The 13653-nt window shown below is 38.6% G+C and carries 10 protein-coding genes; 1 reads left to right on the top strand and 9 read right to left on the bottom strand.

What is annotated here, in order from left to right; all coding sequences use genetic code 11:
- Window positions 1–11: 11 nt before the first annotated feature.
- From L884_RS0117560 to rfaH, 9 genes are all read right to left on the bottom strand, one after another.
- Entirely contained in the window at window positions 12–1238 is a 1227-nt protein-coding gene (locus tag L884_RS0117560; protein ID WP_028768725.1) for a lipopolysaccharide biosynthesis protein, read from the bottom strand.
- 13 nt (window positions 1239–1251) lie between these two features.
- Window positions 1252–2241, bottom strand: coding sequence for an ATP-grasp domain-containing protein (locus L884_RS0117555; RefSeq protein ID WP_028768724.1), 990 nt, complete (start codon window positions 2239–2241; stop codon window positions 1252–1254).
- Window positions 2242–2247: 6 nt separating this feature from the next.
- The gene (locus tag L884_RS0117550) at window positions 2248–3342 is read right to left on the bottom strand and encodes an NAD/NADP octopine/nopaline dehydrogenase family protein (protein WP_028768723.1); all 1095 of its coding nucleotides are present in this window, start codon (window positions 3340–3342) and stop codon (window positions 2248–2250) included.
- Window positions 3343–3403: 61 nt separating this feature from the next.
- Window positions 3404–4147: a glycosyltransferase family 2 protein gene (locus tag L884_RS0117545; protein WP_028768722.1), complete on the bottom strand. Its 744-nt coding sequence runs from the start codon at window positions 4145–4147 to the stop codon at window positions 3404–3406.
- Window positions 4148–5137 (bottom strand): sugar transferase, encoded by a 990-nt coding sequence (locus L884_RS0117540; RefSeq protein WP_028768721.1) that lies wholly within the window; start codon window positions 5135–5137, stop codon window positions 4148–4150. It abuts the gene before it with no gap.
- A gap of 17 nt (window positions 5138–5154) precedes the next feature.
- Window positions 5155–6108, bottom strand: a complete 954-nt coding sequence (locus tag L884_RS0117535) for a Wzz/FepE/Etk N-terminal domain-containing protein (protein ID WP_028768720.1) — start codon at window positions 6106–6108, stop codon at window positions 5155–5157.
- Window positions 6109–6189: 81 nt separating this feature from the next.
- Window positions 6190–8931 (bottom strand): SLBB domain-containing protein, encoded by a 2742-nt coding sequence (locus L884_RS0117530; RefSeq protein ID WP_028768719.1) that lies wholly within the window; start codon window positions 8929–8931, stop codon window positions 6190–6192.
- A gap of 1001 nt (window positions 8932–9932) precedes the next feature.
- The gene (locus L884_RS0117525; RefSeq protein ID WP_028768718.1) at window positions 9933–10625 is read right to left on the bottom strand and encodes a hypothetical protein; all 693 of its coding nucleotides are present in this window, start codon (window positions 10623–10625) and stop codon (window positions 9933–9935) included.
- 413 nt (window positions 10626–11038) lie between these two features.
- The gene (gene rfaH / locus L884_RS0117520; protein ID WP_028768717.1) at window positions 11039–11575 is read right to left on the bottom strand and encodes a transcription/translation regulatory transformer protein RfaH; all 537 of its coding nucleotides are present in this window, start codon (window positions 11573–11575) and stop codon (window positions 11039–11041) included.
- Window positions 11576–12001: 426 nt separating this feature from the next.
- Between rfaH and L884_RS0117515 the strand changes: the two genes are divergently transcribed.
- Window positions 12002–13510: a peptide MFS transporter gene (locus L884_RS0117515; RefSeq protein ID WP_028768716.1), complete on the top strand. Its 1509-nt coding sequence runs from the start codon at window positions 12002–12004 to the stop codon at window positions 13508–13510.
- The last annotated feature ends 143 nt before the right edge of the window (window positions 13511–13653 follow it).

The following is a 13653-nucleotide window of genomic DNA, read 5'->3' as shown; positions in this document are numbered from 1 at the left end:
ATAAATCCAAATTAAGTATGTAGACTATCTTTATAGTAAAGATAAGTAATGTAATAAGTTATAGCAAATAGTACTCGAGCAAAAAGAAGCAAATACACAGCTCCCCATACATCATAAAAGTAGAGTAAGAATCCCCCCACGATTGCTGAAACTATTGAGACAAACAATGAGATATTTCTGAATATTCGGTCTAATTTATTGGGTAGAAAGTAACCTTGACCAAAACTATTCGCTATCGCCACAAAAAAGACTCCAAATATTGCTACACGAATAAAATCAATAGACGAATCGTATCCAGGCCCTAACAGTATAGAAATAATATCCTCAGCAAAAAAATAAATCGTGCTACTAACTGCTAACGATAAAAATATGTTACACAAAAAAGCAAACTTCAACCTAGGCGCTTTACTTGACACCATTAGTGGATAAAGCGCCTTTGCCATCATGCCTTGAATTGACACACACGCATTACATATCCGTGTTGCTACAGCATAGGCTGCAAACAAGGTCCCGCTGGACGTAACACCAATAAACATCATAGGTACGTTGTTATACAAGTTAGGAGCAAAATCTCCAACAAAAACATTTGCACCACTTTTAATATTTGTGCCTATATTCCCACAAGCACGCACAATATCATGCCATTTATAGTGCTTTGAGTTTCCGCTTTTAACACAAACAAATAAACCTGCTAGGAAAAGTGGCACGACGTTACTAAAAATGACTAAGTCAAAATCCTGTTGTTCTCGAACTAAACAAACTAACGTTAATAAGTAACATAATCTTGCTGCTATCGTTGCTAGAGCCACTATTTTGAGGTTTGACTCACCTTGAAAGTACCAAACTGATAACAACCAGTGACCAGCAAGCCCTATACCTACGAATGCAAAAGTATTAATGTAATCAAAGTCGTTTAAAATAGTAAAAATAAGCGGAATAAGCAGTGTATATGAGATAAGCAGCACAGCTCTACAGGCCTGAACATCTAAGTAAATTTTAAGTTTAGCAGTTCTGTCACTTAACCTTGCTGCAATCTCTCGAGAACCAGTGTAATTAAAACTATAATCTACGACAATAAACCCAAATTGAAGTATTGTGTTATATAAAAGTACCTTGCCAAAAAGCTCTGAATCTAATGCCCTGCTTAATATTGGCATCGTTAAAATTGGGATTAACATACCAACGATATTAATTGAGCTTAAATTTAAAAAATTCGACAACAATTTACTTAGATTCATAGCTATATCAGAGTCAACCTAACAATTTGAGAAAATGGCTAACTCGCAAATTGGCACAACCATTTTGACAAAAATAACCTTCCTCTAATTCAAAATCGTTTTTTGAATCAGACCACGTAAAACGACAAGGCTTATCATCGATATACATTTGTGAAGGGTTGTATGACCCGAAATGTGATTGTAATTCGTTGACAAAAAACTCGCCAGAATTAGACTCTAATATATCTACAGCCATAGATTTAAAATCACCCTTCTCACATATACTCTTCACCATCAGTAATAATTCTTTTGGTGGTTTTCCCCAGCCGTCTAAGTTATTACCACTAGCAAAACCGTTCTCACCGAGCAGCTTTCGATACCCAAAGAATGAATTATCAATCTTAATTATTCGCCATTCCCACTTTACATCAATACATTCCTGCAGTATCACGTAGTGCTTTTGCGCTTTCCCTATTACAGGTAACGGAATTTTTACTTTGTTTGATGTCGGTGAGCGCCCAAAGCAAATTTTACCATCTAATTTCCCAAATATTCTATTAATATAAGACTTCAGTTCAGAAGCTTTATTTATCTTAATCACACCTGAAGAGCCTGCACCGATATTGCTTTTACCTATCAAAGGGTACTGGCAACTATCAGCATAAGCTAACGCCTCGTCTCTTCGTAAAAAAACAAGTGTTTTTGCGTGCGGATAATCGTTCGCCTCTAACCAATAGTACATATTTCTCTTATTTTCATATATATACAACTCATCAAAAGAAGGGTATATGGGCTTTTTCATTACTTTATTAAGTATAAATAGCCTTTCATCGAAACATGACTTACGCTCTTGCATATCACAGGAAGGTCTAGCTAAAAATCCATCACATTTAGATTCTTTAACTTTCCGTAACCAGTCTGGAGCTAAAAAATCGACTAATTCAAACTCTATGTTTAATTCTTTACACGCGCTTACGAAGTTAACATGGTCTTTATCAAAACTTGTCAATACACCTAGTTTCATTTTTACCTACTCGCTAATAATATCTTTTACACTTTCAAGACTTTCACACTCAAGGTTAAGTGACTTCAATGTCCTTGCTCGTGCTCTATAATCGACTTTATGCAATGCCGATGAAATATTAATTAAAGACGTAGCAATTGGTGTTTCAAGACCGGCTGCTTGGGAAAGTGACTCTAGCAAACCTAACCCCATTGGCACATCTTCATAAATAAATCTTGTATTCAAGGATTCCGGTCCTTTAGGTCCGCCGTGTTCAGCATACCCTCTGAAAACAACAGCAGCATCTAGTGATAAATCATCTTCATTTCTCCACTTACATTCTTCGATGTAAGGAGAAGGTGTCCCCCCAAACATTTCAATAACTTTGTTTTTTTCTTCATCTAACTTTTCAATCATATTCCAAATTGATGGAGTAAACGCTTCTCGATACATCCAGAACTCTCCTTGACTAAATTCAATACGAGGGGCTGACATTATTGCACCAATAGTGTGTACAATTAAATTTGGATTATGTAACGCAGACTCTACAATATTAGAGCGAGAAAACTGATAGTTAGGCAAAAGCTCTTTACAGAAGGCTAAACCTCTATCGGCAGCACTTGCAGGTAGGAAGCCTAGCGCATTGCGCGCATTTTCGAATAGTATTTGTACCACTCCAGGCTCAATAATTCGAGCGTCATATGGAGTTGACTCGCCTTCACAAATGATTAGTTCAGGCTTTATAGTTTGTAATTCTTTAAATAACAAGCTACCTAAATACCCTGGAATGATAACAATAGCTTTCAAGCTATCGAGATTTACTGAGTCTATAATTTTCTTCGCCAAATCTGTGTGCTGCAAAGTTTGACTCATTACCATAATAACTTCTGATTGAGAAAATGCTTTCTGAAAATCTCTTGTTATTAAACTTGGCTTAACCACTTTTAACTGTTTGTCATCAGCTTCGTAATACTTAATCTGCCCAGTTGTTAGTATCTTTTCATAATTATCATTATGCAAAGAATTTGAAGTTTTTAACAAAGTAACCTCATGTCCTCTTTCTATTAATTTACAAGTATGTGCACAACCAGCATTACCGGAACCAACAACCGTAACTTTCATAACAACTCCAATTTATAAATTATTGTTTTAATTATAAGGAACATCAACTAACACTAAATAATTAGCTAAGAAATTTGAACAAACCTTTCACACCATAAACAACAAACACTCCAGTACTTTTAAGAAAACCTAGCTTAACTACATCTCTATAAAAGCGCCACTGATACCCGAGCACAGTTAGTTTATTTTGCGTCATACCGCTATCGATTCTATATTTAGCGAGAACATCAGGAACCAAACTAGCTTCATCAATATCCTTTAAAATATCTAGCCAAAGTCCCATATCTTGCCTTTTTCTAATTAGAGGCATATATCGTTTCCCTAAAGCATGTTGATCGTACATGGCTGTTAAACACCCGATAACATTACCATAAAGCAATTCATTATATGAAACACTTGCTTTTGGAAAAATAACACCACCGTCTCCTTTAGCGCTAAACTTTTGATAAGCAGTGTATGATAATAAACTGTTTGTCAATTGCATATGTTTAACTTGAAGTTCGAGTTTATTATTCATCCAAAGATCATCTGCATCTAAAAACGCTATATAACGGCCTTTCGCAACTCTAATTGAGTTATTGCGAGCGGCACCGGCACCAGAGTTAAAATCTAGTGAATAAAAATGAATCCTTGAATCTAATTTACACAACTGCTTTGCAATATTAGCTGTTTTATCAGTAGAACAGTCATCTGTTATTAATAACTCCCAGTTACTATATGTCTGATATAATACAGATTCAATGCTTTCATTTATTGTCAACTCTGAGTTAAATGCCGGCATTACAATTGATACAAGAGGTTCCATCTAACGCCCCATACCAAATAAAACAACTTTTATAGTCTTCATTAAAATTTTAAAATCTAACAGTAAGCTATGGTGCTTAATATAAAATATGTCATATTTATGCTTCCATACTGCATCTTCTATCGAGGCTCCATAGGGGTAACTTACCTGCGCTAAACCAGTGACGCCTGGTTTAACCGCGTGTCTAAAGCGGTAATAAGCAATCTCTTTTTCTAAACTTGAAATAAAAACCTCTCTTTCAGGCCTAGGTCCTACTATAGACATTTCACCTCTAAGAATATTGATAACTTGCGGTAGTTCGTCTATTCTTGTTTTTCGAATAAACTTGCCAACGGCAGTTACCCTAGCATCATTTTTTGAAGCCCACTGAGCTCCAGTGTTTTCAGCATCATTACGCATAGAGCGAAACTTAATAACTTTAAACTCATCATTATATTGACCAGTTCTGATCTGGCGATAGAAAACTGGACCAGGGCTTTCAATCTTTATAGCAATAGCTGTTAAAAGACCTAAAGGTAACGCTACTAAACCAAGAATAGTGGCAGAAATGATATCAATAAACCTTTTAGCTAACTGTGTTCGTTTTGTTGACAAAATAGAAAAAGCTTTCTGGTGCAAAAAGTAACCACTATGAAGTAGCCTTACTTCCGTATACCCTAGTCTTGCGTCTAAGTAACTAACAAAAGGCTCTACCCAAGCACCTAGTTCTGTCGCATTGACTAAAAACTGTCTCTGAGTTTTCGTTAAACGTGCACTTTCATAATGGCAAATAACCTTACAACTAAAATCTATTAAAGTGTAGTCATTGATTACTATATCAAACGAATAGTCAGCCACTATATCTGCAATGTCTTCTTCATGTTCAGCTGGACAATAAACGTATATTGTTCTTTGTTTCAGCACCTGACTTTGGGACTTAAATCGGCTTTCAACTTTACGCGCTTTAGTATACGTTTCTGTGGCAACCGCTTTATTTAACTTGTAATTCATTTCAACAACCAATTAATTCATGACTTTCTTGAAAAATATCGAATAAGTATAAATGCTATGGATAAAAAGCAACCAATCAAAGTACCCAGAATACAAATTAGCGCTCTACTAGGCTTAAATTTTTCTTCGGGTACAATAGCCTTATCAATAGTTTTAAAGACGTATTCATCGCGAACTTCTGCAAACATAATTGTTTTGGCTTGTTCCTCAATCAGCTTGTATAAAATAGAGCGAATATCTGCTACATTTGTAAGCGCGATTTGCTTATTCAAAAACTCACTGCTTTTAATTGCTTCAGAAACATCTCTTTCTTTCATAACCGAGTTAATATCTTCAACAAGCCAAACAACCCACTGTTGTGCAACATAAGGAGACACATGTTCAACTGAAACAGTAACCATACCAGTCTCCTTAAACTGGTTTACAGAAACAACATCGGAAAACACTTTAAAAGCTTCCTGCATCGAGGGTTCTGGTTTGAATGGCTTTTTAACCTCTCGAGTCCAAACATTTAACTTTGCATCGTAAAGCTCTTCAGTGTAGCTCAGTGTATTTGTCGTTAGATCCCAAGTCTCTGCAGCAATAAGGTCTGCTAGTATATTGTGCTTCTGAATAAACTGACTTACGAATTGCCGTGACTTCAAAACTTCGATTGCCATCTGAGTTTTATCAACACCACCTCCATTTCCCACGTTTATCCCCGCGATACTTGCCAATCCTCCAAACTGGCTCGCAAGACCACTCAAACCACCAGCTTGTTCTTCTCCTACCGGAGCAAGTAAGACTTCAGATTTATATATATTAGGCTGCAGGAGTGCAAATATAACTGAAAATATTGCAAATATTGCAGTAATACCTATTACTAACCATTTCCCTTGCCAGACTGCAAAGAATATTTCCCTAATGTCAATTTCAGTATCATCTGCAGTAAATTGGTTGCTCAGTGACAATCTATTTATTTCATTCGACATTTAGGTGCTTCTCTTTCTAGCTTAAAGTTGGCATTTGGCTCAAATATGCTGTTCTGTGGCATTCCATACTTTCTCAAATCGTTATAAGTTCGCAACTGTGGCGAAAGCGACTGCTGTGTTGTAGATGATACTTGTTACTTGTGTCCAAAGCGTAAGGTTGTCTTTGTACTCTGTATCAAGTGGAACGATGATGGTATCACCAGGTTGTAAGCTGGTTTCACTGCTGAACCACATAGAGCGGCTTGGGAGCATTACAGAGCCGTCTGCTTTAATTACATATGTTCTATCGTCATCAGCACGTTCACGTACACCACCAGACATAGCAAGATATTGTTCAACTGTTTGACCTTCTTTAAAGCGATGAGTTGCAGCATGTTGTACTTCGCCCATTACCGCAATCGTTTGCTTAGTCGATGGGATATATAAAACGTCCTTATCTTCAAGCTGTAAATCAGCCTGCTTAATACCAACAGATATTGCCGATAGGTCAACAACTAAGCGGCCAACCGCTTTGATCGTTTCTAAATCGGTTAACATCATTTGTGCGTCTGAGTAATTAACGACATTACCGTCTTTAGATACACCTCGTGTTGCTATATCACGACGAAGTTGGTCTGCAAGCTTCTTAATTTCAAGCTGCTCTTGTTGACGCACAGATTCGCGAACGAATACAGATGAAGGTAAATAGGCATATTCAGTAAATCCACCTGCACGCAGTAATACATCTGACAACGTCTCACCACGGCGGATATTATAGGTACCTGGGAATTTAACTTCACCGCGAATTTCAACTGACTTATTTTCTTGCCAGTCTGGTGTAGTCATTACCGTTAAAATATCGCGGCCTTTAATTACGATGTTTTGTGTCTCGTCACCATTTAATGCGGCTTCTAAGCCAATGTTAGTGTGCTTTATAACTGAACCGTCAATAGTCGTATGAGTACTTGTGAGCTCTGCACGAGTTGTATAAGCACCCTCTTCCAAGCCGCCTGCTGCGATAACTAAATCTTTAATTCGAGCGTTAACTGTTAACGGATAAATGCCGGGGTTGTTTACGCGGCCATTAATAGCAACTGCTTTTACGCCATCACCTGCACGGCCTTGACTATTGAGTTTCATAATTACAGGATAGAGCAATTCACTACGATTCATTTGACCACTTAACTGAATTAAATCACGGTCTTCAAAAAGGTTTATCAACATCTTGTTGACTTCACCTTTAACGGCTTTAACCGTTGGGTCTTGATCTTTTTGCTGACTATTAATGACGACTCCGCCAAGTTGCTTACGGTCTGTAAACTCCATCTGGCTTAACTGAGAAAATCCTGCACTAAATAAGTCATTACCAATTAATGAATTACTAGATAATGACTGAACTTTCTGAACTCTTTGTTTAACTAACTTGTTTAGTTCATAACGATTTTGCGCTAAGTCGCTAAAGTTAAAGAAAATCACTTTGTCACGCGCTTGAAGCGTCAAGTTTTGTGATGGGTCTTTAGCATTAATCGCTTTTACTGGTGAGAATTGGTAGACCTGAATGTCACCTTGTTTATTAATTTCACGAACTACGATTGCATATTCAAGATCAACTGAGACATTTAAATCGCCCCAAATAGATGGCACCAAATCGCTAATCTTTTGGCCTTGATACCACTGATATTTACCAGGGCGAACTGCGGCACCTACCACAGTAATCGCATCTTCATATTGGGTTGTTGCACTCTTAACTTGAATAACGTCACCAGCAAGGGCTTTAGTCGCTTTGCCTGCTTTAGTTGTTAAGTCAACATTTAAGATAGACTTTAAGCTATTGTCGTTAAAGCGCTCAACGCTACTTTGTCTTGGGTAAGCACCAGGCTTAATGCCTGCAGCCATTTCAATTACCTGAGCCATTGTCTCGTTTTGCTTTAGCTCATAGATAGCAGGACGACGTACTTCACCGGTAACACTTACTAAACCACCAACAGAAGGAATAAAAACCACATCGCCTGAACGCAGGTTAATATCGCCTGAGGCGTCACCACGTAGTAGCAAATCATACAGGTCCATGCTACCTACAAGCTTGCCTTTACGCTTTACTTGAATATTACGTAAAGAGCCAATTTCATTTACACCGCCAGCAACAAACAAAGCTTGAGTAATCGTTGAAAGACTAGAAACCGTGTAAGAGCCTGGTTTGTATGCATCACCGGCTACAAAAATACGAATTGAGCGTAATTCGCCCATGGTGATATTTGATTCAATACCAATCATCTGCTGTGTAATGCGGCTTGATAGCGTATCACGCACTTCACTAAAGGTTAGCCCCGCAACTGAGATAGGACCCAGTTCAGGAAACTGAATCACACCTTCACGGTTAATTATAAGGTCGTATTCTTTATTATCTTTACCGTAAAGCTGCACCTTAATGTTGTCGCCTGGTCCAACTAGGTATTCACTTGGAACCGGCACGTCAGAAACTGGTGCAAAAGTTGTCGGCTCGCCTTGGAACAAATCATAACCAAAACGCTTTAATTCATTCTTATTGCTATTCTGCGTAAAATTTAAATCATTTTTGGCGCTAGCTGACTGGTCAACAACCTTATTCGCTGCTGCACGTTGTTGCACAACCTCAGGGTTCGCAATCTTTGCTTGTGCTGATGAGCCACCGATCATAGATGGCGAGATGCCATATTGCTTAGCTAAGCGTTGCTGCTCTGATGCCGGAAGATTTTTAAACTGCTCTATCATCTGTGGTGAAGGCGTAATTGCATAAGCCTGCCCCGACAATAAGATCAGCGCTGACATGCCAGCTATGATGAGTTTTTTAGTCTTGTTAAGCACCGATTGTCTCCAAGAGAGGTTAAAAATAATGGAAGATGATTTAAGAAGTTTGCTCGATATTTGGTTAAAACAGTTTATCCACCTTTCAGCATCAAGCCCTTTAATACCAGAAAAACGCAAGTTCATTTGCTTTTAGACACGCTACCGCCCATGGATTACGGCTTCCAACATGCCCACCTGCTTTGCAAGTTTTCCTTTTTTGGTCATAAAAAACTAAATAGACTTAATGTAGAGGCTTTCGCTAACAACTGACGCACACTAACGAATACCGCTATATTAAAGCAACTTACAATTTTTATAATTTTACGACTCAAACTGACATTCAACTAGAATCAGCCTTTAGTACCTAACAGGCACTTCAACTGGCAGGCTCTGTTCGAGCAGCGCAAGATTATACACGACTATGAATAGAACCGCAGTAATGTAAACTAACATCTTGCAACAACTGCTGAAAGATTAGTCGCCTAAAGTTAAATAACTAAGCACTTATCATTTTTACAAAGACTTCTACTTTTGCGGTTACTAAAGAAAATTTAGCAAGCTACTACCCATCTTCCCCTTATCGTGCCAACTATTTAGCCTTTATCTAAGCTGTACAATTACTCATTAATGCAAACATAAACTGTAGCGTTGTTTTGAACGCATTTTCCTGCATTTGAAATACACAATAATGTATAAAATTAACAGCTATGGCGAATATCTCACAAACAACATAGAAATAAACCTACTTTACTATTTTTGACATGCTCGCCTTTTGTTAATTAAAGCTCAATCAAACTTTTGAAGTATTAAACATTAATTTCAATATCATAGGCTGTTAATATTGGTCATTGTGCTTAAATACGCTTTAGCAACCAACGGCATATTTAAGCTTTAATTGTTTAAATATGCCTATCAGTACATTTAGCTGATGTTTAGAAAGCCGATATTTACCAGAAATACTTCAGCCTACTGTTAGCTGTTTACAAGAATTCATTAATCACGCTCATAGGCATGACTCACTACCTAACATCCATGCTTGTATTGGTCAGATGCAAAGTAAACATCCCCTGCGCCACACCATAACTGGTGATATACCAACCCAAACTGAACAGTGGCAGTTTATCGGGTAATTGATATTCACCAAGGGGCAAATCACCTGTTCGAACAAGTTCTGCAAACGGATTATAATTTGCAGAGGCAGTCATCACGCTGCCGTTTGCCATTTCAATAATTCTATTGCTGTAAGCATCGCCTGATACACCGCAGGCCATCGCATTGCCATAAGCATTATAAAAACGTATTCCAATATGTTGCTGTTCAGGCAACAAACACACTGTAGGATCATTTTCCCACGCAGGTAAATTCATGGTGTCTAAACCCAGATACCAATTTCCGGAATTTGGAAAAGCGGGATATAAAAAATCTTGGCTACAGTTAAACTCCCAAGCGCCTTTAACCATTTCTATCGTTGTAAGCACATCACCTACTGCGGTTTTAGTGGAAATCTGGTTATTCCTAACCTTTGCGACCAGTGTGTATTCACTATTTGGATTACTCGAAGTGCAGCGGTATACGCCCATATTCCTGGGGCGGGAAGGATCGGCGTAGGCCATCATGCTGGCGTATAACTGACTCACAATAAATACTAATACAAGGCATAAACATGCACTTGCTATCCCTAGTCGTATTATTAATTTTTTAATGGCTTGCATAGTCCCTATTCCATGGAAGCTAACTCATACCTCCACAAAATATATCGTTCATTTATAACCCACTTAAATGAAAAGCCATTAAAAGTTATTAAGCGCCGAAAAACCTCTGCAAAAAAATATTAAACTTATAAACAACATCTAATAATAAAAAACTTATCTTAATAACGAGTGGATCTATGCTAAGTATCTCACACGCTAAACCTCTCACAGCCAGTATCTATTCAGCCTCAGTAATCATAGTCCTCGGTAATTTCAGCCGCGCTCCTCTGAACAGCCATACACAAGACATATTAAAGATTGCACTTTTAAGATTATGCATTTGGCTATTCAGCGATTTATACAACAACGGCATATGCATCCGATATATTCAACGCATCAGCCTTGTAGATTAACCATTAAGTATCAAGTGAGTGCTAATCGTGTTTCTTAACAGATTGGATTGTATCTTTATCGACTATTACACGCTGTTGTTTGCCCATTAATTCGAACAGGACAAAACAACGCTTTTCGCCATTTTCTTCGTCAAAAATCCCCTCAAGTTCTGCAAAGGGACCTTTGGTAAAGCACACTTTATCGCCTTGGTTTAATTTAGGCTCAGGTTCAACTGCTGATGGAGATGCTGAAGTTAATTTGCTCGATAGTATCTTATGTTCACGCATTTTTATGGCATGAATAACGCTATCGTCTATCGGTGTCATTAGCTCTTTGCAACCCACAATTCGAACCACTCCGCGAGTGTTGTGAATTTTGGCGACACTGGTGATATTGGGGTCAAAATAAGCAAAAAGATAACTAGGAAACAGCGATACACGTTTGACGGTTAGTTCGCCTTTGACTTTCTTTTCTTCTGGATAGGTAGGCAAGTAGGTTTCAATCTGTTGCAGTGCCAAATTCTGCTGCGCTCGAGCTTCTCCTCGAGATTTACAATAGATTAAATACCATGCTTTCATTGCAATGACTTCCTTTTACTAAAAGCATTTTACGCCTTAATTACTGAGCCAGAGATATTAGCAAATTTATGCCGATGATAGAAAGTGCCATAGCGTCAAAACTTCGACACTCGCACCATCAATTGGTTTGTTCGCGTACAGAACCAACAACAGCTCATTTTACCACCAGTCACTCTGTCAAAATTGACTTTCTCGCCCCATAAAGGGTATATAAGGTAGGCTTTATCGCATTTGACGCTATTTTTTGCGGCAGATCAGAAAAAACAGAATACAAGCCAACAATAAAACAGCTAAATACACTACAAATCAGCCAACAAATTAACATTTAAAGCTGGTTAGTACGTTTTTTTAGTTAAAAAATTTAAGAAATAAATTTCTGCAACGAAAATTTCAGTTGCAGGCAATCACAAGTGAAGGTGGAAAAACATGAACGTAGCAAAACCTCCGGGGACAATGCTCGGCCATCCTAAGGGACTGTTCCTGTTGTTTACAACAGAATTATGGGAACGCTTTAGTTATTACGCGATGCGAGCTATCTTGGTTCTTTATCTAGTAGACCAAGTTAATCACCAAGGCGGTGGTGGTTTAGGCTGGACCCAAGCTGACGCACTTTCGCTTTACGGTACATTTACTGCTTTAGTTTATTTAACCCCACTGTTTGGTGGTTGGTTAGCCGACAACATCTTAGGCCAACGTAAATCAATTTATATCGGTGGTGCATTAATGGCGGCAGGCCAATTCCTGTTAGCTGCGCCACACGAATGGGTACCAGGTTCTGCAACCATGGTATTTTATATCGGTCTAGGCACTCTTATTATTGGTAACGGTCTATTTAAGCCAAACATCTCTACTATGGTTGGTGACTTATATGAAGAAGGTGACCACCGTCGTGATGGCGCGTTCACTATCTTCTACATGGGTATCAACTTAGGTGCTGCACTTTCAGGTTTCGTTGTTGCTTGGGCTTATACAAGCTTTGGCCACAATGCGATTGTTGATGGTAAAGAAGTCTTTATCAACAACTGGCAAGCAGGTTTCTTCTGTGCTGGTGTTGGTATGGTTATCTCGCTAATCATTCAATTCATGTTCGCACAAAAGCTACTGGGTGACATTGGTACTGTTCCTGCTGCAAAGCTTGAAAAACAAAAAGCTGCTGAGTCTGGCCAAGTACGTAAAGAGCCTCTAACTAAAGTTGAACGTGACCGCATCAAAGTGATTATGATCATGGGTCTATTCACTATTATTTTCTGGGCTGGCTTTGAGCAAGCTGGCGGTCTAATGAACCTGTTCACCAACGACTTTACTGATCGTATGATTGGTGGCTGGGAAGTACCAACGACTTACTTCCAGTCACTAAACGCTATCTTTATTGTTATCTTTGCACCTGTGATTGCATCTATCTGGATCCGTTTAGGCAAGAATGAGCCTAACTCTCCTGTTAAGTTTGCATTAGGTCTTTTCCTTCTTGCTGTTGGTTTCCTATTCATGATTGGTGCCGTACTGCAAATGGACGGTGATGCTAACGCTAAGTCAAGCATGTGGTGGTTAGTAGGTGCATACTTCTTCCATACAATGGGTGAACTATGTTTATCACCTATTGGTCTATCTATGGTAACTAAGCTTGCTCCATTGCGTATTGCTTCTCTAATGATGGGTGCGTGGTTCCTATTCATTGCTGCTGCAAACAAGATTGGCGGTGTTGTTGGTTCGTTCATTGGCCATGGCGGTGAAAAAGAAGAACAGCTTGCAAACGCAATGTCTATCTTCGCAGGTATCGCAATTACAGCGGCTATCTCAGGTGTGATCTTGTACTTTATGGCTGATAAGCTTGTTGACTGGATGCACGGTGCTGAAGACAGCACTCACCACAACGAAGAGCAAGCTCTAGAAGAAGAGATTGCTGTTACAGCTGAGCATGAAGCGATTAGACGCTAGGTTCTGGTCCTAGGTCCTAGGTCCTAGGTTCTAAGTTCTAGGTTCTAAGTTCTAGGTTCTAGGTTCTAGGTTCTAGGTTCTAGGTTCTAGGTTCTAGGTTCTAGGTTCTAGGTTCTAGGTTCTAGGTTCTAGGTTCTAGGTTC

This window comes from Shewanella fidelis ATCC BAA-318, assembly GCF_000518605.1.
Classification (GTDB): domain Bacteria; phylum Pseudomonadota; class Gammaproteobacteria; order Enterobacterales; family Shewanellaceae; genus Shewanella; species Shewanella fidelis.
This window is presented reverse-complemented; position numbering and strand designations above follow the sequence as displayed.

Bases quoted from the DNA above. Each gene is read 5' to 3' on its own strand.
- L884_RS0117560 (WP_028768725.1), bottom strand. From the start codon at position 1,238: ATGAATCTAAGTAAATTGTTGTCGAATTTTTTAAATTTAAGCTCAATT.
- L884_RS0117555 (WP_028768724.1), bottom strand. From the start codon at position 2,241: ATGAAACTAGGTGTATTGACAAGTTTTGATAAAGACCATGTTAACTTC.
- L884_RS0117550 (WP_028768723.1), bottom strand. From the start codon at position 3,342: ATGAAAGTTACGGTTGTTGGTTCCGGTAATGCTGGTTGTGCACATACT.
- L884_RS0117545 (WP_028768722.1), bottom strand. From the start codon at position 4,147: ATGGAACCTCTTGTATCAATTGTAATGCCGGCATTTAACTCAGAGTTG.
- L884_RS0117540 (WP_028768721.1), bottom strand. From the start codon at position 5,137: ATGAATTACAAGTTAAATAAAGCGGTTGCCACAGAAACGTATACTAAA.
- L884_RS0117535 (WP_028768720.1), bottom strand. From the start codon at position 6,108: ATGTCGAATGAAATAAATAGATTGTCACTGAGCAACCAATTTACTGCA.
- L884_RS0117525 (WP_028768718.1), bottom strand. From the start codon at position 10,625: ATGCAAGCCATTAAAAAATTAATAATACGACTAGGGATAGCAAGTGCA.
- rfaH (WP_028768717.1), bottom strand. From the start codon at position 11,575: ATGAAAGCATGGTATTTAATCTATTGTAAATCTCGAGGAGAAGCTCGA.
- L884_RS0117515 (WP_028768716.1), top strand. From the start codon at position 12,002: ATGAACGTAGCAAAACCTCCGGGGACAATGCTCGGCCATCCTAAGGGA.